This window comes from Providencia sp. PROV040 (genome assembly GCF_032706145.1).
Classification (GTDB): Bacteria; Pseudomonadota; Gammaproteobacteria; order Enterobacterales; family Enterobacteriaceae; genus Providencia; species Providencia hangzhouensis.
Genome location: NZ_CP120532.1, coordinates 70,207 through 95,157, shown reverse-complemented (window position 1 = coordinate 95,157; position 24,951 = coordinate 70,207). Strand labels below are relative to the sequence as shown.

Below are 24,951 nucleotides of genomic sequence, written 5' to 3'. Positions count from 1 at the left end.
CCATGCTGATGGCTCCACGATTACGAAATTGAATAGCAGATCTTATCGAATTAGTTGTTGCGTTGCAATGCGGTATCGTTGGCTCCTATAGCCCCAACCCCCGCTGCCGCCCTAACTGCCACGACACCGAACCGCCCTGCATGATACCCGCGACCTCGCGGCCGAGCTGGCGGTCGATGATCGGCCGCCACGGGACAAGGGTGAACTCGTGGCTCTTTTCCACGATGGCGAACTTGCCGCTCGTTAGCTGGACAGTCCCGGTGAACTTGCCGCTGACACTCTCACCATCCTTGGCGGCGCGGAACGGCAGCGCCTTGCCCTCGGCCATCTCCGCACCGGCGCGCGCAACTTCCCGCTCGCGCAGGGTGGCGAGAAGATTGCGCCGGTAGAAGATTCGGCCGTCCCTGTTGCGCGTGGCGTCGCGCTGTTCGATATGATGCTCGCGGCGCTGGTCCATGGCTTCGCGGACCTGTTGCCCGAAGCCGGTCGGCGCAAGGTCGGCCGTTTCGCCATGGACCAATCGCCGGTCCATCCCCGGATCGAGGATGAGCCGGTCGGCAGCGACCCCGCTCCGTCGCAAGGCGGAAACCCGCGCCTCGAAGAACCGCACAATCTCGTCGAGCGCGTCTTCGGGTCGAAGGTGACCGGTGCGGGTGGCGATGCCATCCCGCTGCGCTGAGTGCATAACCACCAGCCTGCAGTCCGCCTCAGCAATATCGGGATAGAGCGCAGGGTCAGGAAATCCTTGGATATCGTTCAGGTAGCCCACGCCGCGCTTGAGCGCATAGCGCTGGGTTTCCGGTTGGAAGCTGTCGATTGAAACACGGTGCATCTGATCGGACAGGGCGTCTAAGAGCGGCGCAATACGTCTGATCTCATCGGCCGGCGATACAGGCCTCGCGTCCGGATGGCTGGCGGCCGGTCCGACATCCACGACGTCTGATCCGACTCGCAGCATTTCGATCGCCGCGGTGACAGCGCCGGCGGGGTCTAGCCGCCGGCTCTCATCGAAGAAGGAGTCCTCGGTGAGATTCAGAATGCCGAACACCGTCACCATGGCGTCGGCCTCCGCAGCGACTTCCACGATGGGGATCGGGCGAGCAAAAAGGCAGCAATTATGAGCCCCATACCTACAAAGCCCCACGCATCAAGCTTTTGCCCATGAAGCAACCAGGCAATGGCTGTAATTATGACGACGCCGAGTCCCGACCAGACTGCATAAGCAACACCGACAGGGATGGATTTCAGAACCAGAGAAAGAAAATAAAATGCGATGCCATAACCGATTATGGGCTTTGTTGAATAAATCAGATTTCGGGTAAGTCTCCCCCGTAGCGGGTTGTGTTTTCAGGCAATACGCACGCTTTCAGGCATACCTGCTTTCGTCATTTTGTTCAGCGCTCGTACCAGGGCCATAGCCTCCGCAACCTGACCATCGTAGTCACGCAGCGTCAGTGAACCCCCGAACAGCTGTTTTACCCGGTACATCGCCGTTTCCGCTATCGAGCGACGGTTGTAATCTGTTGTCCATTTCCACCGCGCATTACTCCCGGTCATTCGCTGATTAGCCACTGCACGGTTACGGTCTGCATATTCACCGGGCCAGTAACCCGCACCTTTTCGGGGCGGGATAAGCGCGCTGATTTTCTTACGCCGCAGTTCATCGTGACAGAGCCGGGTATCGTAAGCTCATCGGCGGCGGCTGACCTGATTTTCCGGTGGGTTTGCCGGATTAACCCGGGGAAGGCCTCTGAGTCCGTAACGTTGTTCAGCGACAGGTCAGCGCAGATGATTTCATGTGTTTTACTGTCAACTGCCAGATGCAGCTTACGCCATATACGACGGCGTTCCTGGCCATGCTTTTTGACTTTCCACTCGCCTTCACCGAAGACCTTCAGCCCGGTGGAATCAATTACCAGGTGTGCGATTTCACCCCGGGTGGGCGTTTTGAAACTGATATTAACCGACTTTGCCCGCCTGCTGACACAGCTGTAATCCGGGCAGCGTAGCGGAACGTTCATCAGAGAAAAAATGGAATCAATAAAGCCCTGCGCAGCGCGCAGGGTCAGCCTGAATACGCGTTTAATGACCAGCACAGTCGTGATGGCAAGGTCAGAATAGCGCTGAGGTCTGCCTCGTGAAGAAGGTGTTGCTGACTCATACCAGGCCTGAATAGCTTCATCATCCAGCCAGAAAGTTATGGAGCCACGGTTGATGAGGGCTTTATTGTAGGTGGGCCAGTTGGTGATTTTGAACTTTTGCTTTGCCACGGAACGGTCTGCGTTGTCGGGAAGATACGTGATCTGATCCTTCAACTCAGCAAAAGTTCGATTTATTCAACAAAACCAACAAATACTACCTTGCTTTCTGAAAAAGTAGTTATATACTATGAAAAGCGTGGTAATGCTGAAAACTATATCAAAGAAGCCAAATACGACATGGCGGTGGGTCATCTCTTGCTAAAGTCATTTTGGGCGAATGAAGCCGTGTTTCAAATGATGATGCTTTCATATAACCTATTTTTGTTGTTCAAGTTTGATTCCTTGGACTCTTCAGAATACAGACAGCAAATAAAGACCTTTCGTTTGAAGTATGTATTTCTTGCAGCAAAAATAATCAAAACCGCAAGATATGTAATCATGAAGTTGTCGGAAAACTATCCGTACAAGGGAGTGTATGAAAAATGTCTGGTATAATAAGAATATCATCAATAAAATTGAGTGTTGCTCTGTGGATAACTTGCAGAGTTTATTAAGTATCATTGCAGCAAAGATGAAATCAATGATTTATCAAAAATGATTGAAAGGTGGTTGTAAATAATGTTACAATGTGTGAGAAGCAGTCTAAATTCTTCGTGAAATAGTGATTTTTGAAGCTAATAAAAAACACACGTGGAATTTAGGGAATACTGATGTAACACGGATTGACCGTATTGGGAGTTTGAGATGGTGACAAAGAGAGTGCAACGGATGATGTTCGCGGCGGCGGCGTGCATTCCGCTGCTGCTGGGCAGCGCGCCGCTTTATGCGCAGACGAGTGCGGTGCAGCAAAAGCTGGCGGCGCTGGAGAAAAGCAGCGGAGGGCGGCTGGGCGTCGCGCTCATCGATACCGCAGATAATACGCAGGTGCTTTATCGCGGTGATGAACGCTTTCCAATGTGCAGTACCAGTAAAGTTATGGCGGCCGCGGCGGTGCTTAAGCAGAGTGAAACGCAAAAGCAGCTGCTTAATCAGCCTGTCGAGATCAAGCCTGCCGATCTGGTTAACTACAATCCGATTGCCGAAAAACACGTCAACGGCACAATGACGCTGGCAGAACTGAGCGCGGCCGCGTTGCAGTACAGCGACAATACCGCCATGAACAAATTGATTGCCCAGCTCGGTGGCCCGGGAGGCGTGACGGCTTTTGCCCGCGCGATCGGCGATGAGACGTTTCGTCTGGATCGCACTGAACCTACGCTGAATACCGCCATTCCCGGCGACCCGAGAGACACCACCACGCCGCGGGCGATGGCGCAGACGTTGCGTCAGCTTACGCTGGGTCATGCGCTGGGCGAAACCCAGCGGGCGCAGTTGGTGACGTGGCTCAAAGGCAATACGACCGGCGCAGCCAGCATTCGGGCCGGCTTACCGACGTCGTGGACTGTGGGTGATAAGACCGGCAGCGGCGACTACGGCACCACCAATGATATTGCGGTGATCTGGCCGCAGGGTCGTGCGCCGCTGGTTCTGGTGACCTATTTTACCCAGCCGCAACAGAACGCAGAGAGCCGCCGCGATGTGCTGGCTTCAGCGGCGAGAATCATCGCCGAAGGGCTGTAACTGGTTTTGTTGAATAAATCGAACTTTTGCTGAGTTGAAGGATCAGATCACGTATCTTCCCGACAACGCAGACCGTTCCGTGGCAAAGCAAAAGTTCAAAATCACCAACTGGCCCACCTACAATAAAGCCCTCATCAACCGTGGCTCCATAACTTTCTGGCTGGATGATGAAGCTATTCAGGCCTGGTATGAGTCAGCAACACCTTCTTCACGAGGCAGACCTCAGCGCTATTCTGACCTTGCCATCACGACTGTGCTGGTCATTAAACGCGTATTCAGGCTGACCCTGCGCGCTGCGCAGGGCTTTATTGATTCCATTTTTTCTCTGATGAACGTTCCGCTACGCTGCCCGGATTACAGCTGTGTCAGCAGGCGGGCAAAGTCGGTTAATATCAGTTTCAAAACGCCCACCCGGGGTGAAATCGCACACCTGGTAATTGATTCCACCGGGCTGAAGGTCTTCGGTGAAGGCGAGTGGAAAGTCAAAAAGCATGGCCAGGAACGCCGTCGTATATGGCGTAAGCTGCATCTGGCAGTTGACAGTAAAACACATGAAATCATCTGCGCTGACCTGTCGCTGAACAACGTTACGGACTCAGAGGCCTTCCCCGGGTTAATCCGGCAAACCCACCGGAAAATCAGGTCAGCCGCCGCCGATGGAGCTTACGATACCCGGCTCTGTCACGATGAACTGCGGCGTAAGAAAATCAGCGCGCTTATCCCGCCCCGAAAAGGTGCGGGTTACTGGCCCGGTGAATATGCAGACCGTAACCGTGCAGTGGCTAATCAGCGAATGACCGGGAGTAATGCGCGGTGGAAATGGACAACAGATTACAACCGTCGCTCGATAGCGGAAACGGCGATGTACCGGGTAAAACAGCTGTTCGGGGGTTCACTGACGCTGCGTGACTACGATGGTCAGGTTGCGGAGGCTATGGCCCTGGTACGAGCGCTGAACAAAATGACGAAAGCAGGTATGCCTGAAAGCGTGCGTATTGCCTGAAAACACAACCCGCTACGGGGGAGACTTACCCGAAATCTGATTTATTCAACAAAGCCCACTATCCATTCGAAATAAAATTTCTAAATCGTCTGATTTGATGTTAGCAACAATTTCTTTGATCATTTCCGCAGCACCGTTTGCAGTGTAAGTATTGCCACTTCTTACAAATCCGGTAACATATGCTTTTAATTCGTCGCAAAATGCAAATTGGATATTGTAGCATCGGTTTCCCAGTTTCTTAGGATTATATCCTTTTGACGCACCTTCTTGATGACCTTCTACGTTAATTACACTACTATCAATATCAATCGTAATGGATGTCAATTTACTTTTAGTGAGCAGTTTTTTAAAGACTTTAAAATTAATGTCTCTAAACATTTGGGTTGTCTTGAAGTTGAAGTTTCCTAGAAACCGTGACACTGTTTCAGGTTCTTTTACGGAAATATCAAACTCGTTGACGAGGGGATCATTTTGAAGTAGCTTTAGACGTTCTAACTTATCAATGCCAATGAAGTGACCGCAGAGCATGGTCTTTATATGATTCATCTTGATTTTATTTGTTGAGTCATTATCAAATACGAGGTCATTTTCAATAAAATCAAAAATCCCATTGCTTTTTGCATTCTCAAGGAGCAGAAAAAGACCTGCATTTGATGTTAGATTCTTAGCTTTGAAATCAATTTTATTAATCATAATTAGAACCCCTTTTTACTACTTTTCTTACTATTATTTTACCATATATCGAGTCATAAAAGCTGATAATTTAACATATTTTTGAGCACTTTTCTTTCACCCAATGGGTGAAAGCTGAATTTCGAAGGAATGCATATTTATCAAGGCTTTGATTATGCTTTTTGAAGTACTGACGTAGAATCTAGGTGTTAGCCACTTTAATGTCAGGAAGCTTAAGCTCTGTTAGTGTTTTGGCTATTCTCTCTCCTCTTGGAAGACTGGTTGAAAGAGCCAGGAATATTTCCAATAACCCATTAAGTCAATCCCTCTACACTGGGCGCACCGATGAGTTTGGCCAAATAGAGTTTGCTTTACGAATGATGCAAGCTGAAACAGGCGCCATAGTAGGTCGCATAGGTGATGCATCAAATCGGCTTAGCGAACACACCCGAGGCCTACTAAAGGATATTGAGTCAAGCAATGTACTTACAGTTGAGCAGCAGGCAGAGACAGATCAAATAGCAACGGCAGTAAACCAAATGGTGGCAAGCATTCAAGAGGTTGCGAGCAATGCACAGCATGCTGCAGATGCGGCCGGAAGAGCAGACACTGAGACGGCATCTGGCCAGCGTCTGGTAGCCCACACAAGCCAGTCAATCACTGCCCTTGAAGGTGAAATTAGGCAAGCCACTCAGGTTATTCATGAGCTTGAAGGTCAAAGTAACGAGATATCAAAAGTTCTTGACGTTATACGAGGGATCGCCGAGCAAACGAATTTGTTGGCACTCAACGCAGCAATTGAGGCCGCGCGTGCTGGTGAGCAGGGGCGTGGTTTTGCTGTTGTCGCCGATGAGGTTCGCAGTCTTGCTGCTCGCACACAGCAATCGACAACGGATATTCAAAGCATGATCAGCGCTCTACAAGAGCGAGCGCAATCCGCTGTTACAGTCATGGAGCAAAGTAGTCGGCAAGCGCACACGAGTGTAGCTCACGCAGAGGAAGCAGCTACAGCTCTTGATGGAATTGGCCAACGCGTTAACGAAATTACCGACATGAACGCGCAAATAGCGACTGCGGTCGAGCAGCAGGGAGCAGTAAGTGAAGACATAAACCGCAGTATTATCAATATACGCGATGCTGCTGATACCAATGTACAGACCGGGCAGAATAATTTGCAAAGTGCGAAATCTGTCGCTCAGTTAACTAGCGCTCTGAGCGAACTGGCAAAACAGTTTTGGGAAAAACGAGGATAACGCTTTTCAGTATCTCGACAGGGATAACTTACTTTACCATCGGTTATCCCTTTTAGCCGCACAAATTTTAGCCATGGCTTTTCAGGAAGTCAGGGCTATCAGAATGGCCTTAGAAAGCCTAGTCAAAGAGCTGTCACGAGAACACCGTTAGCTTAGCGTACGATTTTTTCCGAATTCTGCGGTTCCCCCTCCAGGGAAGGATTCGATAGTGACTCCACCGAAGGTGCCAAGGATTTCCGATGCCGCTTTATCAGATCGAGTTTTGCGTTGTTCTGAGGCGTCAAAGTTACGAAGCAATTTGAGCTGAACATCCTTATCCTGGAGCACGATCAGGGGCATTGGCGCGGTAACGGTTTTGAGTACCCCTGCGGCCATGACGTTTGCCACCGGTTGAACCTTTACTTCCCTTCGCTCCCGGAGATAAGGCTCCGGGGTGCTGGCGATCTTCTGGATAAGCTGCTCCAGGGGAAGTTGATAGTCTGGCCCAGATCGCTCCAGCTCCTCTCTGATGCGTTGCAAAAGCTCCTCTTTTACGGGCTTCTTCAAGGAGTCCTTCCGTTGCCAGGTGAAGCGGATAGAGTCGATGTCGCCATTGGTATAGCACCGAATTTGTCTGTAAAGGTGGAGAGTCATGACACCAGGGCAGTCCGCTCGAAGTGCTTCAAACCTCTCTTGCCTGGTGGGGTACGTCGAGATAATGAACTCCTCGATACCAGCTTTGGCCGCGTTGATGCGTTCAACCGTCGCCGCAATTTCGTCAGCTACACCAATCCTGGAAGGGGAGAACCAGAGTACCCCCACGGTGCGCCTGGCAGACTTCTGCGAATAGTCTGGGTTGATGTGAAGATCTCTGTAGCTGTGCGCTGCCAGCTCAAGAGCTTCGCGCCCAGTTTGTTCAGTTACGACAATCTTGTTGACGGGCTCGTTCTCCATTCCTTTTCCGGTAGGAGGGATGGCCGCAACTTTTGCGTACCGTGGCGGTAGTCGTTTGATAAGAGAGGACAGGTTCGTTAAGTCGCGGCACATGGCCGAGAATTGTTCTGATATGAAGTTTTTAGCCATGCTGCCGCCTATGTGTGGGTTTGTTCTAACAGTTCATTGGTTACATAGTAGACAGATTTAGACCATCATGCAACGAGGGGGAGGGGCAAGAATACGCCTCCGCTTCGCGTCGGCGGGTGCCCTGTTTGACCTTCGTGTGTGAGATTAGATTGAGAAAGAGAGAGAAAAAGAGAGAAAAAGAGAGAAAGAAGAAAAGCGCGGGGCAAGCCAGAAATGTGGCTGAGGGGGACTGCTGGGGTGGGGCTGGCACCCTCTATACCCCACTTTGCATGATGGTCTAACTTTGTGGTTATAGGACGACTTTTAGAGTGCCTAGATTTGCTCGATTAGGACAAATTTCGGTCCATCCACGCTGATTGGCGTAGCAGCGCGATGGCATCAGAAGGGGTAACTTTCCATGCGTTGGAAAGCTGGCGAACTGCGAAGACTGCGAGCTCCATTCGGTCGTCATCATTGATGAAATTCTGGAGCTGGTTTCCTCGCTCACTAAGGATGATCGCAACACCGGCCTTGCCGTTGTTGTAAACCGCAAAGCTCTTATTCTTCGCGTCGCCGTGATAGGAACCCTCAGCCTTGCTACGCAAACCAAAGAGAACGCTGCAAAACGCCGTCAGTTCGCCGCGAGTGAGCTGCACCGTGATCTTGCTTTTCCAGTCTGGGCTGGACCCCGATGCCCTGATCGGCGCAATCTCGATGCTGACCGTAGGATATTCACCTCTGGTTAGCGTGTGTTGCACATTCAGGCCGGTGCGTTTCGCGGGGTCCTTCTGCCAGTCTGAGAAAAATTTGAGACTTTCGCCGTAGGATTGTTCTGTCATTCCAAATTACCTTTGCTTTGAAGCTCCTGGAGCTGGACCACGAGGTCACGTTGGACTTTGGCTATCTCTGTCACCAAGTCGGCGGTGGCAATAGCGTCGGTCGCTGCTGAATGGGCTCGACCTTTCCAGCTCACACCTGCCTCGCAGGTGGCATCCGCAAGTGAGATTGTGCCGTGCCGGTTGGTTGAGCCAAAGGCATCAGCCGCCAGCTTCATCGCGCACAGACAGTTCTGCTCTTGCCACCAAGAGAGTTGGTCTCCAAATGCACTGGCTGTTTGCCTCAACATCCTACTGTCGAAACTGGAGTTAAATATCACCAGATGACGGCCCGACAAAAGCCGGGCGAGAGCTGGCGCAACTTGAGTCCACGTAGGCTCATTCGACAGCTCAGTCTCGGTGATGCCATGAACACCCATTGCCTGAGGGTCTATTTCCACGGTTGGCCGTAATCTGGTGCAGAGGAGAACCGCGCCTCTGATGTCAGTAACAGCCAGCTCGATCACCTGGTCTCTTTCACCAAGTCCGGTCGTCTCGGTATCGAGAACCAGAGGTTCCAGAGCGACCCACCTTTGTGCCATGACAGAGGCCTTTGCCAGGTTGCTACGCATTCTTGCCTTGACCGAAAGGATGGATTGCGCCCTTATTTGCTTTTGTGATGCCGGTGAACAACCCCTTCTCCGCATTGGTTGGCAATCTGCTATCCGGTACACTCCAAATTGGCCACCATACCCGTTTTTGTAGAACGAAACTGGCTCTACTCCTGGCTTAGGCTTCATCCGAAATTCGTCCCTGAGCCGTCCTTTTGAAAAGCACCTATCGGCTTTCATGGCTTCGGCTCTGGCAAGTTCGAGTTCTTCATCATTCATGCTGTTAATCCGCTATATCGAGGCGTTGGCTCGCTCTCTTCAAACGCTCATCGCCGCGTCTGTCATATTTCTGGGTAGTTGCAATGCTTGAGTGGCCCATTGCGTCCTTCACGGTCACAATATCCTCACCGTTATCCAGCATCGAGGAGGCAAAGGTGCGTCGCAGGTCATGGGGCGCAAACATCTCCAGACCGGCTTCAACTCTTCTGGTCTCCAAGATGTGGTAGATGGCCTGATCCGACATCCGCTCTCCAGTCACATCATCAAACCGCCTGATCCTCGGGAATAAAGGCCCTTCATGCGTTCCTCGAACCTCTTCAACCCACTTATCCAGTCTTTTCCATGCGCCACCAGGCACATACGCCATTCTCTCTTTGTTGCCCTTGCCAAGAACCTTGAGAGCGCGGTCCTTGTAGATCATGCTTCCCATGTCCAGCGCAACGATTTCCGAGCGGCGCAAGCCACACCCGAGGAGCACCCCGAGAATGGCCGCATCCCGAAGCCCTTTGGCGCTTGAATCACTTTCACATGTGAAAAAGAGGCTGCGAATCTCATGGCGTTCAAGTGCCCGCCCTTTAGGAAGTCGAGATCCACGTACTGAACGGACTTGCTTAATGTGCTGGAAGCTATCCGTATCAATTTGCTTCATCGTCCAGGCTTCAAGAGCCACCCCTTTGAGCGCTGACAGGTAGGTGTTGATCGTTGCCGGAGCCTTCCCTGCATCCCCCAGCATTTCCAGCACCGCCAATATGTGGTGCCGCCTCATTGAGCTCCATGCACAGTCACGAAGGTTCTGAAACCCGATCATCTTGGCGACAATGTTGAGGAATGAGCTCATGGTCTGCCTGCTTCGCTTTGACCCGAGGCTCACCAGATAGGCGACGGCGGGGTTGTCCTGGATGTTCCGGAGCGAGCTCGATGACGGCAACAGTTCACCGCGAATGCTTTGTTCTGCCGGAACATTTACTTTCGCATGTGAAACTAGCTCTTCCTTGTCATTGTTTGTGTCGTGCAAAGTTACCTCCTAAGCCCGACCGCAACGAGAAGAAAATCCCATATTTTGAGGTGAAGAGGTAGTTCCTCCTCCATATGTTGCGTTTCGTAGCTTTGCATCAGTGGTTCAAACTTGGTTGGATTGCACAGCAATTCGTAAACTGTTCGGTTGGGCTTGGTGATCGGCTTATTCGGAGTGAATCCATGTTTGTTCTGGAGGTACAGCGCTACCGCGCCACTTCTGGATTCTCCGTAATAGCAATGAACGAAGATCTGATCGATACCGCTACCAACCAATCCATCCAGGAAGGTGGACAGCTTTTCAGCCTGGGATGAGTCAATGTAAGAGGCGTAATTCATCCGGAACGCTGCCTTCATCGTGTGGATGGTGTTCTCAGAATAGCCGCCGTCATAGAAGCTATCGCGGTACAACTGCCCCCACTGTCCGAGAGCGGCAGGGGACTTGTCTGGGTCAGTTATGGAGATCATGGCCGCACCGGGAACCGGCTCCAGTCTTTCGGCCTCCGCTTGACTAATGAAAAAGACTTTTTTGCTAAGCATGTCCCATCATCCCCTTACAAGGATGTGTTGCGAGTAGCTCACGCGCCTGACTTTGCCCCTCTTGAGTATCTACAGGAGCGGTCGTATACACACCTCCATGCCGCAAGTCCACAATACTGGTCCGACAGCAAGAACCTACGTTCTGAACTTTATTGTCCGAATCCAAACCAGCAAAAGTATGGCACGGTCCAGGGAATGGTTTCCTGCAAATAGAGCAGCGCTCAAAGTTCTTATCGAGGATTCTCTTTAAAACTTTCTCAAATTTGTTTTTGTTTAACATCGAGTTCTCCACACAAAGTTACTGGCCGAGCATCCCAGCCAAGGTGGTCTGCTGGCCTTCGCTACAAGGTGCAAATCCGGCAAAAGCACCGGCATTAACCTTGAGCTCATCAAAGCGTCCATCGGTGTCCCGGTAGTACACCTTACGTTTTCCAATTCCACCTTCGAGGTTTGCGGCCAACCAGGCGATCACTGCATCAGCATCGTTCGTAACTGATGCTCCCTGATCCAGATCGATAAGTACCAGGTGGGTGTCCGTCTGGAGTGCCACTTCAAAGGTCGCTCTTACATCAAAAATCACTGGTCGCGCTCCTTGTAAAAAGTGGGCATTCAGCACCACCTATCCTATTCCAAAAACTCTACTTTTTCAAAGATACATTTTAATAAGTAGAACAACAGCAAGAGGAACTCAAATTTATTTACCGTAATTATCATAATTACGGTAATATGGTAATTTTACAGATTTGGATGGAATGGTATAAGATGTCTCGCTGGAACATACTTGCTGAAAAAACGCTTAACAACGATAGTGAAAACATCATGTACAGGTGCGAGAGATAATATGTATAAGAGCCTTGAAGATCTGATGGCGGGTATTTACGAGATGGCAGCGCCAGATGGCATCATCTGTAACGAGGTTTCCAAATTCCTTGCGGCCAACCAGGTCAAGCCGGAAGACATAAGCTCTGGGATCTGGTTTTTCCTGTGGCTGAAATCAGCTCCCAAGGATGCGAAGCCAATCCAAAAAGAAATCCCCGGATTTGGAGTTGTTCTCAACATGCCGACTTATGGCGGAACGCTCAACGAAGCAATCACAGGGTTGATCGAGAACGAGTGCCGTCAAATAGAGCTCGCTGAGGGACATCCGAGCCTTGAGGCTTGGGTTGAATCAGTATTAGCCGGTCGAGATGACGGAGAGGAAAATGAAGCTGCGGCCAATATCGTGGATCTGCTTAATGGGTGTCACGACCTACTGGATACAGCAATAATCAATTACCTTTTTAAGGTGGGAAAAATCAACGAGCAAGAGATTTTGTCGCTCATCTATTATGGAGAGCTATGTGACCACTCTCTTGTCGGTACGCCTTTTTCAACGTTACATATCCCGAGTGAAAATAACGTCCACGAACGTAACATCATCCCCATTAAAAAAGGAGCCAGTTAGGCTCCTTTTTGTTACTCAGGGTTTGCTTTGAGAAACAACTTCATTCCAAGTATGCAGCACCTTCGATAGGTGCTGATGCTTTCTGGTGAAGTCCTTATCATCCAAGAGTGCTTTAAATGGCGCGTTCAGGTCACTGCATGTGACGTTCTTGCCGATCACAGACAGGGTATCCTGGAGTGATCCACCAGCAGCATCAAGCCCCATTCTATCGACGGTCTCACTACTCACCATTGCCTGGACAACATTGGTGAATGCCTTTGAGTTGAGCTGCTCAACGCTCAGGGCTGTATTGCATTTCTGCTCAACCGCTTGCTTGTACTGGATGGTGTACTTTGCAGTGATAGGTGACATGGTGTTCATCGCAAGTATGTATGCGTCTACCTCACTGGTCGGTAATGTCGCGGCATAGACTGACGAGCATGATGCGGCTGCGGCCATTATCAAAGTTATTACCTTCTTATTCTTCATTTCTCTGAAATCCCCCTTTAAAATATGGAGCTACAACTCATTTGTACCAATCATAATACTATTGATTTCCAAAAGTATCTCTCTCTACTGACTCTATGATGGCTCGCCTTCCAAACACTTGGCCGCTGGCGGCGGCTGGGCCAACGCCAGAGCCTGATCCACACTATCATCCGCCTGAAAAAAATCTCATTACCTCTGACGGATAAAGAAACAGATTTCCCCCTTTGGCAAAAAACAGATACCAAACAGAAAAAGCCACAGAAAAAACACCTGCAACACACACTTCAAATCTATTTCTTGCAGAGAAATACTTGTAGTGCTTTTTTTCGTATCTCGGGGCTCTCATTTTGACTAGATTTTTCAATGTCAACCAAAGAAAGATAACCCCAGTAGGAAGGATAACTATCACAACCCCAAAGAAATAAATTGTGTATATAATAAAATCAAACCAGTTATTGATTTCCATAAGCCGTCCCCAATGCTGCGCCAATAGCAGAACCATGTGAGCCGTATTTAATCCCTGGATTCCTCATTAGCTCTCTTTAACTTTAATATTTTCCTTAGATTTAAGTATCCATAGATTCCTGAGAACACTCCATACCCCCCCCAAACACCAACGGACAGATATAAGGCGAATTTGCTTAGAGGCCCATTCACATAATTTAATAAAGCGAACACTGCAATTCCTATAAAGGCTCCAGCTAACGGAAATCCAAGCAGATATACTGCTCTATATTTTAAACCGGTTTTTTTCATCTTATTATTTATCTATATGTTTTGAAATCTTATCTACAATGGATGTAGTATCCATATTCATTATCCTCCCTGCTTTTTCAATCAGAAACTCAGCTTCATTTGTTATGTTCTTTGACTCTTCATTAATAATGTCAATGATAGTTTCTAGTGCGATTCCATACTCACCCACATCAATAAATTCTTGCACTTCTATACTTTCAGATTCAGAAAACGAATCAGACAGCACCATAAGCAAAAGATCTAGCGTGGATTCAATTTCTCTATATTCATTTTTCATTTTGGATTCCTTGGTACGTTTGTTGGAAAACCTGAAACAATATCACCATTAGATTCTTGTATTACACGAACATTAATACCTTCTTTAACTGCCTCTGCAATAGTCCTACCACCGCGCCCAGCCTTTCGAGAAACATTTGGATCGGTAGCTATATCGGAAATGACGTGCATAATTTTTTCATCAGACCAACTTTGAGGAAACTCACTTTTTCCAGGCTTGCCTGTTCCTGCTCGATGCCCTCCACCAGTGGCGTCACCATCAAGAATATGCTTACGTCTCTGGGAACTGGCTAGGTCTACAAAATCATCAGCCGTATTTTTAAAAGCGCGTTCCGCAACATTCCCTAGCGCCTTATAGTTGCCAGGCAGGATAATCCCAGCAGCAAAAAGCCCCCCGGAAATCCACTTTTCTCTTGAGGTCGCACAATCACTGGTGATGGTCTTGAAGGTGTCATAGGCGTCCCAAGCGCTCAAGGCAAAGTCTATGGCAACATAAGCCCCCAGAAGAAGCGGCACAAACTCCCCTGTTGGATCTGCATTGCCTATCGGGTTGCTCAGCGCATAGGCATAGGTGTTAATCCCACCAGCCAGCCCAATCGGGTCACTGGTGATGTAACGCCCGGTATTCGGGTCGTAGTAACGCCGCCAGTTGTAGTGGAGCCCGGTCTCCGCGTCGTAATACTGTCCTGGGAACCGCAAATTGAAGGTCGGCCCCTGAGTGGTGATGCTGGCCTTACCGAACGGGCTGTAGCTCGCCTTCCAAACCACTTGGCCGCTGGCGTCGGTTAGCGCCTTCGGGGTGCCCAGATGATCGACGTGGACTTGATAGGTCTGTCCTGACTGAGCAAAGCTCAAGGGGGTGCCATCGAGCCAGATATACTCCGCCAGCACGTCTCCAGTGGCTGCGTCCAGCTCCTCGATGAGGTTTCCTGCCAAGCCGTAAATCAGTAGGCGGGTCTGGCCGTTTAGGGTCTTAGTTACACGCTGATCCAGATGGTTGTAGGTGTAAGCTGCTGTCACTCCAGCGACCGTTGCGGCCACCAGCCGGTTCTGGCTGTCATAGGTGAAGGTATCCGCCCCCTGCTTCGTCAGGTTGCCATTGGCGTCATAGCTTCTGGAGGTTTGCCCAGTCTTCACCAGCCAGTTGTTCATGTAGTTGATGGTGTAGCTTTGGCTCAGGCCATCGGTCGTGATCGAGGTCCTGTTGCCGGTGGCGTCATAGCCATAGCCCAAAACGCCATAGAGCCCCTCAGCAGAGGTGATGCGGCCAACCGCGTCATAACCGAGTGACTGATTGACTGATGAGCTGAGATTGTCGTCTATGGCTGAAATCAACGAGTCTGGCGTGTACCGATAGACCAGCGAATGCACTCTAGTAGCGTCGATGCCGGTGACTCGGTAATTGAGATCCAAAGAGCGACTTTCTGAAATGCCGTTCCATCTGACCATACTGGTGACGGGGCCAAAGGGCGCTCGCTCGATCTGGCTTGCCAGGCTTGTTGTGGTGCCTGCTTGTGTCGTTGCCACCTCGATGACGTCACCGGCTAAATCACGGGTGTAGGAAACCTCACGACCACTGGGATACGTGATCTTCGTGATGAGGCCTGCACCATCGTATTGGTACTGGGTAGTAAGGCTCTGCCCGTGGGTTTCCCAGGTCTCGTAAGCCAACCATCCTTCGGGTGTATAGCCATATCTCCGGACACCGTTGCCATCATCGACTGAGGTCAAGCGGCCCATGCCGTATGGTGAGGTTGCTTCGTCGTACCCGTACAGAATTGGCGATTCGCCAGCGACACCGCTGGATGCCTCGATGATCCGGTTCAGCGCGTCGTAGCTGTAGCTTGTGGTTTGTCCCTTGGCCGTCTTGCGCGTTGCCACGTTACCGGCTTCGTCATAGGTAATGTCGGTGGTGCCGGTGTCCGGGCTCCGGACCTGAGTCACTTCGCCAAAGCCGTTGTAGCTGTAGTAGGTCAGGCGCGAACGAGGGTCGGAGACACGGTAAACATCGCCGGTATCCTTGTAGAGCACCTGCGTGACCTTCCCGAGTGGATCGGTCGTTTGTGTCCGGTGATGGAAGCCGTCGTACTTGTAGGAGTGTGTGTTACCAGAGGGACTGGTCTCCTGTATCAGGTTTGCCACCACATCGTAGGAAAACGATGACTGATTGCTATAGGCGTCGGAGACACTGGAGAGCCAGCCGATTTCGTTGAAGATCCGGCGCTCTATCCAACGGGTCTGGCCCAGCGCATCGAGCAGTCGCTCTTCTACTGGGTTCCCGAGGTCATTGAGCTCAAGCTCGCGCCGGTTGCCCTGTGCATCTGTTTCCGCCACCAGCCGATGTGCAGCGTCGTACTCATAGCTGACGGTTGCACCATTTGGCTTAGTCAGCGAGCTCAGGAGGCCCACAGCATCATAGTTGTAGGCCGTGGTTCCTTCTGGTCCAGTGGAGCTGACAAGTCTTCCTCTGGCGTCATAGGTGAGGGTTTGGGTTACACCGTTGACGCCCTGAATGGTCCCGGCGCGACCGTTCGCGTCGTAGTCACCAAACTGCATCACCTGCCCCAGCGCGTTTGTTGTCCGGATCAGGTTGCCCTGGTCATCGTAGTCAAATGTCGTAACATCGCTGACGTCGGTGCGCGGACCATCAACCGAGGCCAACAGGCTCGGCTTTCCTGTACCAACAGGGGCATAGGTGTAGGTCCATGTCCGGGAAGCGCCCGAGCTGCGATCTGTGACCTTGCGGCTTATCACCCGGAGATGAGTGTCGTAGGTAAGCTCAGTGATCCTGGTTGGTTCCGTGATTTTTGCAGGGAGCGACTTGGAAGGAAGCCAGTCGGTCGTAACCTTGCCCCCATCCTGGTCTATCTGGGTGGTTTCCAATCCCCGGTCGTTATGGGTGAACGTGCGCTTCTGTCCAGCACGATCTGTAATGCTGGAGACGAGGCCTTTGCTGTCGTAGACGTAGGTTTCCTTGCCTCCCACAAAGCCGGTACACGGCGCACCCTCAACAACATCAGGCTTGAGCATCCCGTTGTGACGGCTGTAGGTATATCGCTGAACGTGGCCGAGGGCGTTGGTGACAGAGACGCTTCCGTCAGCGTTGTAGCTTACCTGAGTCTTCTCTGCGCCCCCGGCGTGTTCACTTAGAACTGCCATCCCCTGAGCATCATATCCCCATGTGGCGAAACGGTTGCCGTTCTCGTCCACCAGCCCAGAGAGCAAACCCGGTGCATTCGGGTCATCGTAGAGATAGCTGCGGCTCGTATTGTCCTGGTAGATCACTTCCGCCAGCTTGCCAGCGCTGTTGTACTGGTACTGAATACTGCCACCAGCAGGATCGGTGACACTGACCATGCGGCCATCTTGATGCTGGAACTGGATGTTGCGGCCAAAGCCGTCAGTGATCGAGGATAGCTCTCCGTTCAGATAGCTCAGGGTGATGTGATTGCCGTTGGGCTTCTCGATGCCGGTCAGTCGTCCGGTTTCATCATAGGCCTCGACTACCCCGTCAGATTGAGTGTAACGCCAGCCGGTAGCATCCTTCGTCAAGGTATCATCGGTTTTCCATGTTGGCACCCAGACAGAGGACGAGTTGTAGAACGCGAGTTGTTGCCCTTCTGGCCGGTGCAGGACAACCATGTTCTCACCGTACTTCGAGGCGTTGACCTCGACGCTCCGCGAGTAGGTATGCCGCCAGCCGCCGAGCTCTTCATCAGGAAGGTGGCTATTGTAGTATCTGGTGAATGTGAAAGGGTCGGAGCCTCCGCTTTGATAATCCAGTTCAGCCTGGAACTTGTTGCCGGTGCCAAGATGGATAGGGTTCCCTACACACATGGTCGTTGTTGGTAAGCCGAGATCCCTGTCCAGGAACGGTGTTTTATCCATCTCACCCGGCAGAACATAGGTTGAGCGCCAGTAGACCGTAGCTGGGTCGCCAGTGCAGGTAGTGGGGTCATAATCGCCAGTAGCACCTAGATACTTAAAACAGATCCTGGAGACATAACGGCCATCACCATAACTGGCAACCGGATAAAGCGCATCCCCAACTGGCGTTCCCTTCCCTTGCTCCTCACCAGAGCGATAATTCTTCATGAAGGAATGCGCGTCTATGATGGTGTTGAAGCGCATTTTGTCTACTTCGGTGCTCACGGCTACAACCCGCCATTGTGCAAAAGCAACGCATGGCAAAGTTGCGAGCACCACAACGGCCAATGACCGCAGGTTTCGCATCAGTAAAAGGGAAGGTCTCGATCTCATTTACAGCTCCAGTTTTTATGCTGGAGCTATTTTCAGGTGGGAGAGTCGTTATCAACGACTGCGTTTTTGCCCTTTTAGGGTATGAATACGTGATTTGGAGAGGTTGTGTATTCAGAACAAATGAGAAGCAGGTTACTCATTTCGCTCAAACACTGTGACAAGAACACGTTTTTGGTTGTCGTCGTTGATCACCATCAGGTACTTGAACTTGGAATCTCTATGGCCCCAGACTTCCACGTTATCTACGCGGCCATACTTTCTGGCTTTATGGCGAGCCACTTTCTCGTCAAAGGGTTGAACCTGTAACTCTGGATGCTGGAGGCGACCAACGAGTGAGGCCCACGGTTTTTTAGGGTCTCCAGAGGTTATCCGGGCCTGATACTGATCGATGGCATGTTGAGTAACAAGGACGGGACCAATGGCCGGTGTAGAGATTTCGTCATGGGTTTGAGTATAGGCTTGCTTGTCCACATCGAGGAGCTCAACGTTGCCCTCACCCGGCTCATCCATAAACTCCATGCTCTGCGAAACTTCAATAGTAGCGCCCTTTAAACGTCCAGTGAGGCAAGCCGCAAACTTGAATGCAAACTCCTTGGTGGATTTGCCCAGCGCCAGCTTTTTAATCGCACCTTTGGATACCACCAGCTTGTAACCAGCACCAGCACCTGGCTCTCTGCAAAAAACCTGTTTGTCCAGCGCCAGATAGCGAATGGCTACGAGCTCAGCCAAAAGATCTGCCTCCTCGTTGTCAAAATCAATACGAACATCAAGGATGCCTTTCCGTTTTGTACCAACGCGCCAGAATACAAGGGCTGAATTATTAGAAGTTTTCTTCGAGACAGTAGTCAGTGTCATCATGGTCTATTTCTCCATTATCGGGATAATGGTCGGCATCGCCGCCAGCACCCCTATTCGTTAGGGTTCATTTAGATGCTACCACGGGTTTTAAAAATGCAACCCCTAGTGCCACTCTATTTGTGGTCCCAAGTATTTTTATAAGCTCGGGCTAGGCGTTTCTCTATCACTTCTGACAAATTGCAACCATCGACTTCTGCCAACCGCTTCAAAATCCTGTGGGCTTTATCGCTTATAGTTATGCTTTTACCAACACCATATCCCCTTCTGCGACGTTGCCTAATTGATGTCCCGAGTTTATTGATTTGCTCTGCTGTCAGATATTTATTAATCCATTCAGTGAGTTCTGATGGTGATCGCCCCATGCTGTTCAGGCTGTCCACGGCTTCAAGTTTCTTATCGAATGGGACGTCACGCCAGAAAGCTGGGCGCGAAGCAGCTCTGAGGAGATAGATCGCCGTAGCCTGAGCATCTTCATTGGATACTTTCAAAAAAACACCTTTACCGTTACATGTCACACCAACTTCATCGTGACATGTAACACTTCAAACTGCAAGTATAAAAAAAGGCCAGCTATTGCTGGCCTTTACGTTCATTATCGCAGTTACTCTTTAGGCGTTGTGATGCTTTTTTTCCTTCTGTTTCTCATGGTAGAGATACAGACTGCCGCCAGTGACGACAGTGAAAAAAATGAGCAACCCCAACATGCCTAATGTGAAAGCGTCCATTTGACCCCCTTAGGAATTGCTGACCTTGGTTAAGATTATACCATAGATCCACAGGATAACCCCAATGACCAACACCAAACCGGCTTCTTTGACGGTTATAGTGTCCCCAGATACAGCCAATCCTACAATACCGACACCGATGGCTGTTACGGCGACCTTACGCAGGTCTTCACCGATAGCTCCCAGAGTCTTCTTGTCAGGAGAGAAAAGACGCACAAACCACGTCTTAATACGCAAAAACTTTTTCATGATTACCTCCATAGTTGAAGAGGAGGCGAATCATGCCCGAGAGGGCATGAACACCCCCTCAGGGTTAAAGTTTTAGGCAGACAAAGCTGTTGGCTTCGCCTTGTTCATCTTCATTGAGTTAATGATCTTCGTCGCTTCATCAGCAAACGGGCCAGTAACTTGGATAGGCTCCCTTCTTGCGAAGGAGGCTGTCACCATCATTCTCTGGCCGTGCATCAGATGACGATACCGAGACCGCATAAGCTCAACGTAGGCCGCAGAGTCCCCCTCCCACCCCTCAGGGGGAGAAAAGGGGCACACCGCGTCGTTACCAGGCGTTGTATCAACCTTCGAGACATCAATGACGGCCATACTCAGCTCTCCTTCTCGCAATGAAATCGCGCAGGTAGCGAGCATTCGGGAAACCGAGGCTTCCCTGACTCATCAGGACATCGTTCCAGTCAATCCCTTTCGCTCTGGGCGGGATCGGGAGTTTAGGCAGCAGGACGTACACACGAATGCCGCGCTTCTCCAGCTTGGCTTTCAGCACGTTCGCTGACTTCTCACCAGTCACAGACTTATCTTTGTCAGCCCAGATCAGTACGGTGTGAACACCTTCTGGAACCTCGAAGGACTCCATCAGGGTCGCATTGACCGTTGACCAAACCGGGATTTGAGTGACTCGATAAGCTGACAGGGCTGTTTCCAGCCCTTCTGCAACACCCAGGATACCCTCAGTCGGTTCACCGAGGCGGATGGCCGCGCCATTGACATCCAAACCGTCAGGAATGGGCATCATCTTCTTGGCGTTGCCGACCTTGGCTTTTTTACCGTTTTGGGTGAGATAGGTGCGGTGGAGCGTTACCAGGTTGCCTTCCACATCTCGGATAGCGCAGACGATAGCCGGGAATTTCCCAACTTCATTGCCATCTTCGTCGTAGTAGGCCATAGCCGGATTGAACCGCAGACAGTCTGTTTTTTCTACTTCATCAACCTTGAACAGAAGCTCGCGGTTTTTGAAGTACAGACGCATTGGCTCAGTCACATGACTGGAGAACGGCAAACACTCGTTCCATACCTTCTCGATTTTCTCACGGAGACGAGCACTGTAAGCGCGTTCGCGCTCCATTCTCTTCTCCATTTCTTCTTGGAGCTCAAGCAGCCAAGGCTTAGGTTGTTCACGAAACATCGGAACAACTTTCGGCTTGTTTTCGCTGCTTTGCTCTTCCGGTTGTGTGGCCGCATGTTGTACTTGCGGTGCCGGAGCTTCTACCGTGCGGTTGACCACAGGGGCCGACTCAACATGGTGACTCACCGGCTCAACACCACCGTTCGAGCGAGCGCGGAACTGCGTTACCGTAGCGCCGCGACGTTCCACCAGCCAGGTGTTGCGATGCGTTTGCATAGGTTGTTCTCTCACAACATTCCCCTGCTCGTCCTTAACTTCAACGACGACAGTTACAGGCTCGCGCCCGAGGTTTGTCATGACGATCTCATCCCCATACTTGGCTTCACTTTCACCAATGGCTCTTTCAAGATCCACGCCCCAGATGGTGCGTTCCAAACCGCTCTTGTCACGGATGAAGGCAAAGTAGCTGAGCTCGTTGTCTTCGTTATGCTCATAAGGAGCTTTACCGTGGGCAATCAGAGTACCGGCAATGGATTTTTTACGATTCTTGGAATCGAGAACCTTGTTATTCACCTTCATAGGCTCTTGCTGAACAGGCGCTTTGGCCTGGACAGGAGCTCGTGTCGGTGCAGCGGCTTGTTGATACTGGGGTTGCTCTTTCTCAACGCCCAGATAATCACCAACCTCGCTCAGGCACTGTTTAAAGTCCCAGTTATTGAGCCACATCAGCAGCTCAAAACCATCATGATTGGCACCGCATGTATTGCATACGCCGCCACCAGTCAGGTGGGCATCCTTGAACAGTCGGAAGCCATCTTTCCCGCCGTGGATAGGACAAGAAACATGACGACCAGGTTTACGGAGAGCTGGTTCAAGATGGGGCGCTAGGGCCGCCAGGATGAATAGCCAGTTTCCGTTTGCAGCTTCACGAACGGTGTCAGCTTTGTAGTAAGACATAGGTTTTCTCCTTAGCGTGAACCCCAGCATCGAGGCTTCCTTAAACCCCCGTCGCCAGGGTTTTAAGGAAACCCCGACACCGGGAGAATGTGCCAAGGAGGCTCCCCAGCCGGGGAGAACTCCCCGGCGAGGGGTTTAAAAAGGTCGCCCCCGAAACGGAGGCGAATTTTGTGAATATCACAAGCACAAATGAGTGCCATCTTCCGAGGCCATCATGATTGTGACATCTGCGGTTACAGGATCTGACTTAATCACAACCTCAGTGGGTTTGAAAAAGCCATCTACAGTGGGCATGGGGTAATAAAGACGAATCTTTCCCCAATTCTTGTTGTCGGTAAAAGCGACCTTTGTTTGAGCAACACAAAGCTGCAAAAACATGAAAAGGAAGTCTTCTACCGAGTGCTTACCATCTGCACCAAATACTCCATCGACAATTGCCGGGGTCACTGCCACATTGGTCAGGAAACCAGCTTGTTTACCGATGGAAGATTGGTCCACCAGCAGACCATCATTGATGGCTTGTTGACGGATTTGGGCGAGGTCCAATTTAGCTACTTGGTTCATAAGGTGTACTCCAAAGTTAATGGGTACACCTACCCCGTGCGGGGAAGTGTACCCGCATGGGTTATTGAAAGGTCACGGCCAAAGCCGAGCTTTAAGGTTCCGAGTTTTACGCTGGCTGAATGCGCCAAAGAACGGTCGGAGGAAACGAGTCAGCGACACGCTTCACATTCGCGTAAAGAGTGTCCTTAAAGACACGCTCTAAGCGACGACCACCTTGACGATAAACCAACTTAAAGTCTTGGAATTTGTTCATGGATACCTCCAGAAATAACGGGAGGTATCTCCAGCAGGAGATAGACTCCCGCAGGGATTAATAAATTAACGTTAATTTGCTGTTTGTTTTTGGCGACCAGCTATCGCACGCTTTCGCCCTCAGGGAGGACAAAATCTGCTTACTGATGGCTTAACCATGAGTAAGAAGACTTGGGAAGTAAAGCAGGGGTTTCCCCCTGCCTTGTTATGCCGCTTTGAGGTGGCGAGAGAAAAAGTCCCTGGTTTGCTGGATAGCGCCCCGGAGAAGTTCTCGTCTGTAGCCAGCGTAGCTCTTGTCATCACTGGCAACGGTCAAGCCGTGCAGACTCTCTTCACCCAGGACAATCTCGTTTTCACGAGAGAGTACCTCAACACGTAGGCCAAGCACTCGCTCTTTCCCTTCCAGGATAGAACAAATTGTTTGGTCTCTTACTTCGTCATCCCAGTGGCCCATATCGAAATCCCGCTCAGGGAGTTCAGTAACACGCACCAGGTAGTTTTCAGTGGCCCGTTCCCAAACCACTTCATCTTCGCATGGAGAGGCCTCGATCAGCGAGTACCCGTCCGCTTCGAGCTTCTTGGAAAGACTTTTTACATCATCCGCCAGCTCCAGCACAAAGCGTTCCCAGAGGTCTTGCCAGCGCTCGACCATATCCTGGTTAATCCCTTCAATGCCGGTGCCAATCATGGAATCATCATCAGGGAAGATCCCTGTGAAGTCCACGTTGTCGTCGATGTTCATGCAGTTCCAATGGCTGTAGTGATGCCCGTGACTATTCCGAGTAATGGACAGGTCACAGGAACCATATTCGCGGAGGACAGAAAGCATATTCTCAATGTCTTTCTGTGCCATCAGGTTCTTCACGCGGCTGACAGCATCCACTTGGCCGGGCTCAGTGCTGAATAGGCGATTCATGAGAGCTTTGACGTCATCAACGCTCAAATCCCCGTAGAAGGCTACGCCATCCCCCTGGCAGTATCCGAGACTGTACTCAATCGTCAGATCATCCGGGTATCCACACTTAACCAGTTCGTTTTGAAAATGCTGTTTAATCATTGGTATCTCCTTAATTTCAGAGGGAGACACCATCCCCTCAGGGACCGATGTCCCCCGTGGGGTTAATGTTTGGGTTAAGAAGCCTTGCGGTTTAATTCAGTATCAAATCGAGGACCTTTGAGAACCGCAGTTTTCATAACCTCGAAGTTTCTTGGGTAACGCAGCTTTGAAACTGCGCCAGCTCGGATGTCGGCAGCCTCACTTGGAGAGACTAGCCTTAACCCTTCGCTGGTTTCAGCGTAGAACCAACCGGCATAACGCTCATAGGCATTCTGCTGGTACTGTTCAGTCGCCATATTCTTCCGGATCGCCTCTGTTAAGGCCTCAACAACACCGTCATCTTTCGTGATGATGTTGAAAACATGAGAGACGGTCAGGAAGTTCCCAAAGAAGCAGGCTGCCCCAAGCCAAGGCTGGAACATTTCGCCATTTCGCCCCGTCCTCACCATTGGTTCAAACGGGTATGGGCGATAACAGTGATACTGCTCAAACATCGGGTCAAGAACGTTGTCACCCAGGACATCCAGTAAAGTCTGAATGCTGTCCGGGTCTTGGCCTGCCCACTTACTCCCATTGCTGAGAATCAGTGTTTTACCGTCAGTACGCTCCAGAGCTTGTTCAAAGTTAGACATAGTGCATTCCTTTTGGTTAGGACGCACCACACCCTCTCGGGATGATGCGCCCGAGTGGGTTAGTTGAGAAGGCTTAGCCGTCAAGTCCGTAAATTACGGCGGAGCCGGGCTCCATCTCGACAACTTGTGCGCTTCCTTCTTCTATCAGCTCCTGCATGTAACCAGACTCAGCATCCGGATTACGTTCGCAGTGTTCGTCCCAGCGTTTCAAAAGCCCTTCTGTGGCTTGTCCGTGGGTCTCACCAAGGCCGATAAACTCATAGTGTCCTGTGTTTACGATGATCACCACCATAGCT

At 50.8% G+C, this 24,951-nt stretch carries 26 protein-coding genes and 5 pseudogenes; 5 read left to right on the top strand and 26 right to left on the bottom strand.

What is annotated here, in order from left to right:
* Positions 1-85 precede the first annotated feature (85 nt).
* The 3 genes and pseudogenes from folP to P3L40_RS24570 form a co-directional block, all read right to left on the bottom strand.
* Positions 86-1,057, bottom strand: a complete 972-nt coding sequence (gene folP / locus P3L40_RS24580; protein WP_000259026.1) for a dihydropteroate synthase — start codon at positions 1,055-1,057, stop codon at positions 86-88.
* A pseudogene (locus P3L40_RS24575) lies at positions 1,051-1,290 on the bottom strand (DMT family transporter); the annotation flags it as partial. The gene folP and the pseudogene P3L40_RS24575, both read right to left, overlap by 7 nt.
* 57 nt (positions 1,291-1,347) lie before the next feature.
* Positions 1,348-2,315: pseudogene (locus tag P3L40_RS24570) on the bottom strand (IS5-like element IS903B family transposase).
* Between the two features lie 33 nt (positions 2,316-2,348).
* Between P3L40_RS24570 and P3L40_RS24565 the strand changes: the two are divergent.
* From P3L40_RS24565 to P3L40_RS24555, 3 genes and pseudogenes are all read left to right on the top strand, one after another.
* Positions 2,349-2,696, top strand: a pseudogene (locus P3L40_RS24565) (transposase); the annotation flags it as partial.
* Between the two features lie 249 nt (positions 2,697-2,945).
* The gene (locus tag P3L40_RS24560; RefSeq protein ID WP_001617865.1) at positions 2,946-3,821 is read left to right on the top strand and encodes an extended-spectrum class A beta-lactamase CTX-M-14; all 876 of its coding nucleotides are present in this window, start codon (positions 2,946-2,948) and stop codon (positions 3,819-3,821) included.
* A gap of 34 nt (positions 3,822-3,855) precedes the next feature.
* Complete coding sequence (locus P3L40_RS24555; RefSeq protein WP_013362812.1) at positions 3,856-4,824, top strand: IS5-like element IS903B family transposase; 969 nt, start codon at positions 3,856-3,858, stop codon at positions 4,822-4,824.
* 54 nt (positions 4,825-4,878) lie between these two features.
* On the opposite strand, the pseudogene P3L40_RS24550 reads toward P3L40_RS24555, so the two are convergent.
* Positions 4,879-5,517 (bottom strand): annotated as a pseudogene (locus tag P3L40_RS24550) (IS1380-like element ISEcp1 family transposase); the annotation flags it as partial.
* 185 nt (positions 5,518-5,702) lie between these two features.
* Here P3L40_RS24550 and P3L40_RS24545 point away from each other — a divergent pair.
* A pseudogene (locus P3L40_RS24545) lies at positions 5,703-6,749 on the top strand (methyl-accepting chemotaxis protein); the annotation flags it as partial.
* Between the two features lie 147 nt (positions 6,750-6,896).
* Here P3L40_RS24545 and P3L40_RS24540 read toward each other — a convergent pair.
* The 6 genes from P3L40_RS24540 to P3L40_RS24515 all read right to left on the bottom strand — a co-directional run bounded on the left by P3L40_RS24540 (position 6,897) and on the right by P3L40_RS24515 (position 11,629).
* Entirely contained in the window at positions 6,897-7,811 is a 915-nt protein-coding gene (locus P3L40_RS24540; protein WP_014342221.1) for a DNA replication terminus site-binding protein, read from the bottom strand.
* 326 nt (positions 7,812-8,137) lie between these two features.
* The gene (locus P3L40_RS24535; protein WP_000139717.1) at positions 8,138-8,629 is read right to left on the bottom strand and encodes a hypothetical protein; all 492 of its coding nucleotides are present in this window, start codon (positions 8,627-8,629) and stop codon (positions 8,138-8,140) included.
* Positions 8,626-9,495, bottom strand: a complete 870-nt coding sequence (locus P3L40_RS24530; RefSeq protein ID WP_000997323.1) for a 3'-5' exonuclease — start codon at positions 9,493-9,495, stop codon at positions 8,626-8,628. Before P3L40_RS24530 ends, P3L40_RS24535 begins: the two co-directional genes overlap by 4 nt.
* Before the next feature lie 4 nt (positions 9,496-9,499).
* Positions 9,500-10,510, bottom strand: coding sequence for a tyrosine-type recombinase/integrase (locus tag P3L40_RS24525; RefSeq protein ID WP_000543934.1), 1,011 nt, complete (start codon positions 10,508-10,510; stop codon positions 9,500-9,502).
* A gap of 2 nt (positions 10,511-10,512) precedes the next feature.
* On the bottom strand, positions 10,513-11,049 hold the full coding sequence (locus P3L40_RS24520; RefSeq protein ID WP_000949433.1) for a hypothetical protein: 537 nt from the start codon (positions 11,047-11,049) through the stop codon (positions 10,513-10,515).
* Positions 11,050-11,347: 298 nt separating this feature from the next.
* On the bottom strand, positions 11,348-11,629 hold the full coding sequence (locus P3L40_RS24515; RefSeq protein WP_000575657.1) for a hypothetical protein: 282 nt from the start codon (positions 11,627-11,629) through the stop codon (positions 11,348-11,350).
* A gap of 261 nt (positions 11,630-11,890) precedes the next feature.
* Between P3L40_RS24515 and P3L40_RS24510 the strand changes: the two genes are divergently transcribed.
* Positions 11,891-12,493, top strand: coding sequence for a hypothetical protein (locus P3L40_RS24510; protein WP_000278322.1), 603 nt, complete (start codon positions 11,891-11,893; stop codon positions 12,491-12,493).
* Positions 12,494-12,508: 15 nt separating this feature from the next.
* Here P3L40_RS24510 and P3L40_RS24505 read toward each other — a convergent pair whose 3' ends face one another.
* The 16 genes from P3L40_RS24505 to P3L40_RS24430 form a co-directional block, all read right to left on the bottom strand.
* A complete protein-coding gene (locus P3L40_RS24505) occupies positions 12,509-12,961 on the bottom strand; it encodes a hypothetical protein (RefSeq protein WP_000791469.1) in 453 nt (150 codons plus the stop codon).
* Between the two features lie 166 nt (positions 12,962-13,127).
* Positions 13,128-13,427, bottom strand: coding sequence for a hypothetical protein (locus P3L40_RS24500; RefSeq protein ID WP_011872911.1), 300 nt, complete (start codon positions 13,425-13,427; stop codon positions 13,128-13,130).
* 47 nt (positions 13,428-13,474) lie between these two features.
* Complete coding sequence (locus tag P3L40_RS24495) at positions 13,475-13,717, bottom strand: hypothetical protein (protein ID WP_000750746.1); 243 nt, start codon at positions 13,715-13,717, stop codon at positions 13,475-13,477.
* A gap of 4 nt (positions 13,718-13,721) precedes the next feature.
* Positions 13,722-13,994: a MafI family immunity protein gene (locus P3L40_RS24490; RefSeq protein ID WP_000787563.1), complete on the bottom strand. Its 273-nt coding sequence runs from the start codon at positions 13,992-13,994 to the stop codon at positions 13,722-13,724.
* Positions 13,991-18,145, bottom strand: a complete 4,155-nt coding sequence (locus tag P3L40_RS24485; protein WP_014342219.1) for an RHS repeat-associated core domain-containing protein — start codon at positions 18,143-18,145, stop codon at positions 13,991-13,993. The genes P3L40_RS24490 and P3L40_RS24485 overlap by 4 nt, the downstream gene beginning before the upstream one ends.
* Before the next feature lie 240 nt (positions 18,146-18,385).
* Positions 18,386-19,111 carry a hypothetical protein gene (locus P3L40_RS24480; RefSeq protein ID WP_000988732.1) on the bottom strand — a complete coding sequence of 242 codons (726 nt, stop codon included), beginning with the start codon at positions 19,109-19,111 and terminating at the stop codon, positions 18,386-18,388.
* A 113-nt stretch (positions 19,112-19,224) separates the two neighbouring features.
* On the bottom strand, positions 19,225-19,599 hold the full coding sequence (locus P3L40_RS24475; RefSeq protein WP_000868821.1) for a hypothetical protein: 375 nt from the start codon (positions 19,597-19,599) through the stop codon (positions 19,225-19,227).
* 120 nt (positions 19,600-19,719) lie between these two features.
* Entirely contained in the window at positions 19,720-19,836 is a 117-nt protein-coding gene (locus P3L40_RS24470; protein WP_000338626.1) for a hypothetical protein, read from the bottom strand.
* A 9-nt stretch (positions 19,837-19,845) separates the two neighbouring features.
* Complete coding sequence (locus P3L40_RS24465; protein ID WP_000714162.1) at positions 19,846-20,085, bottom strand: permease; 240 nt, start codon at positions 20,083-20,085, stop codon at positions 19,846-19,848.
* A gap of 72 nt (positions 20,086-20,157) precedes the next feature.
* The gene (locus P3L40_RS24460) at positions 20,158-20,436 is read right to left on the bottom strand and encodes a hypothetical protein (protein ID WP_000268337.1); all 279 of its coding nucleotides are present in this window, start codon (positions 20,434-20,436) and stop codon (positions 20,158-20,160) included.
* Positions 20,423-22,150, bottom strand: a complete 1,728-nt coding sequence (locus P3L40_RS24455; protein WP_000122923.1) for a toprim domain-containing protein — start codon at positions 22,148-22,150, stop codon at positions 20,423-20,425. The genes P3L40_RS24460 and P3L40_RS24455 overlap by 14 nt, the downstream gene beginning before the upstream one ends.
* Positions 22,151-22,327: 177 nt before the next feature.
* Entirely contained in the window at positions 22,328-22,714 is a 387-nt protein-coding gene (locus tag P3L40_RS24450) for a hypothetical protein (protein WP_001077335.1), read from the bottom strand.
* 106 nt (positions 22,715-22,820) lie between these two features.
* A complete protein-coding gene (locus tag P3L40_RS24445) occupies positions 22,821-22,967 on the bottom strand; it encodes a hypothetical protein (RefSeq protein ID WP_001032042.1) in 147 nt (48 codons plus the stop codon).
* A 204-nt stretch (positions 22,968-23,171) separates the two neighbouring features.
* Complete coding sequence (locus tag P3L40_RS24440; RefSeq protein WP_000595210.1) at positions 23,172-24,023, bottom strand: hypothetical protein; 852 nt, start codon at positions 24,021-24,023, stop codon at positions 23,172-23,174.
* Positions 24,024-24,097: 74 nt separating this feature from the next.
* Entirely contained in the window at positions 24,098-24,655 is a 558-nt protein-coding gene (locus P3L40_RS24435; protein ID WP_000064431.1) for a pyruvate dehydrogenase, read from the bottom strand.
* A gap of 73 nt (positions 24,656-24,728) precedes the next feature.
* Positions 24,729-24,947 (bottom strand): hypothetical protein, encoded by a 219-nt coding sequence (locus tag P3L40_RS24430; protein ID WP_000260293.1) that lies wholly within the window; start codon positions 24,945-24,947, stop codon positions 24,729-24,731.
* Positions 24,948-24,951: the final 4 nt, after the last annotated feature.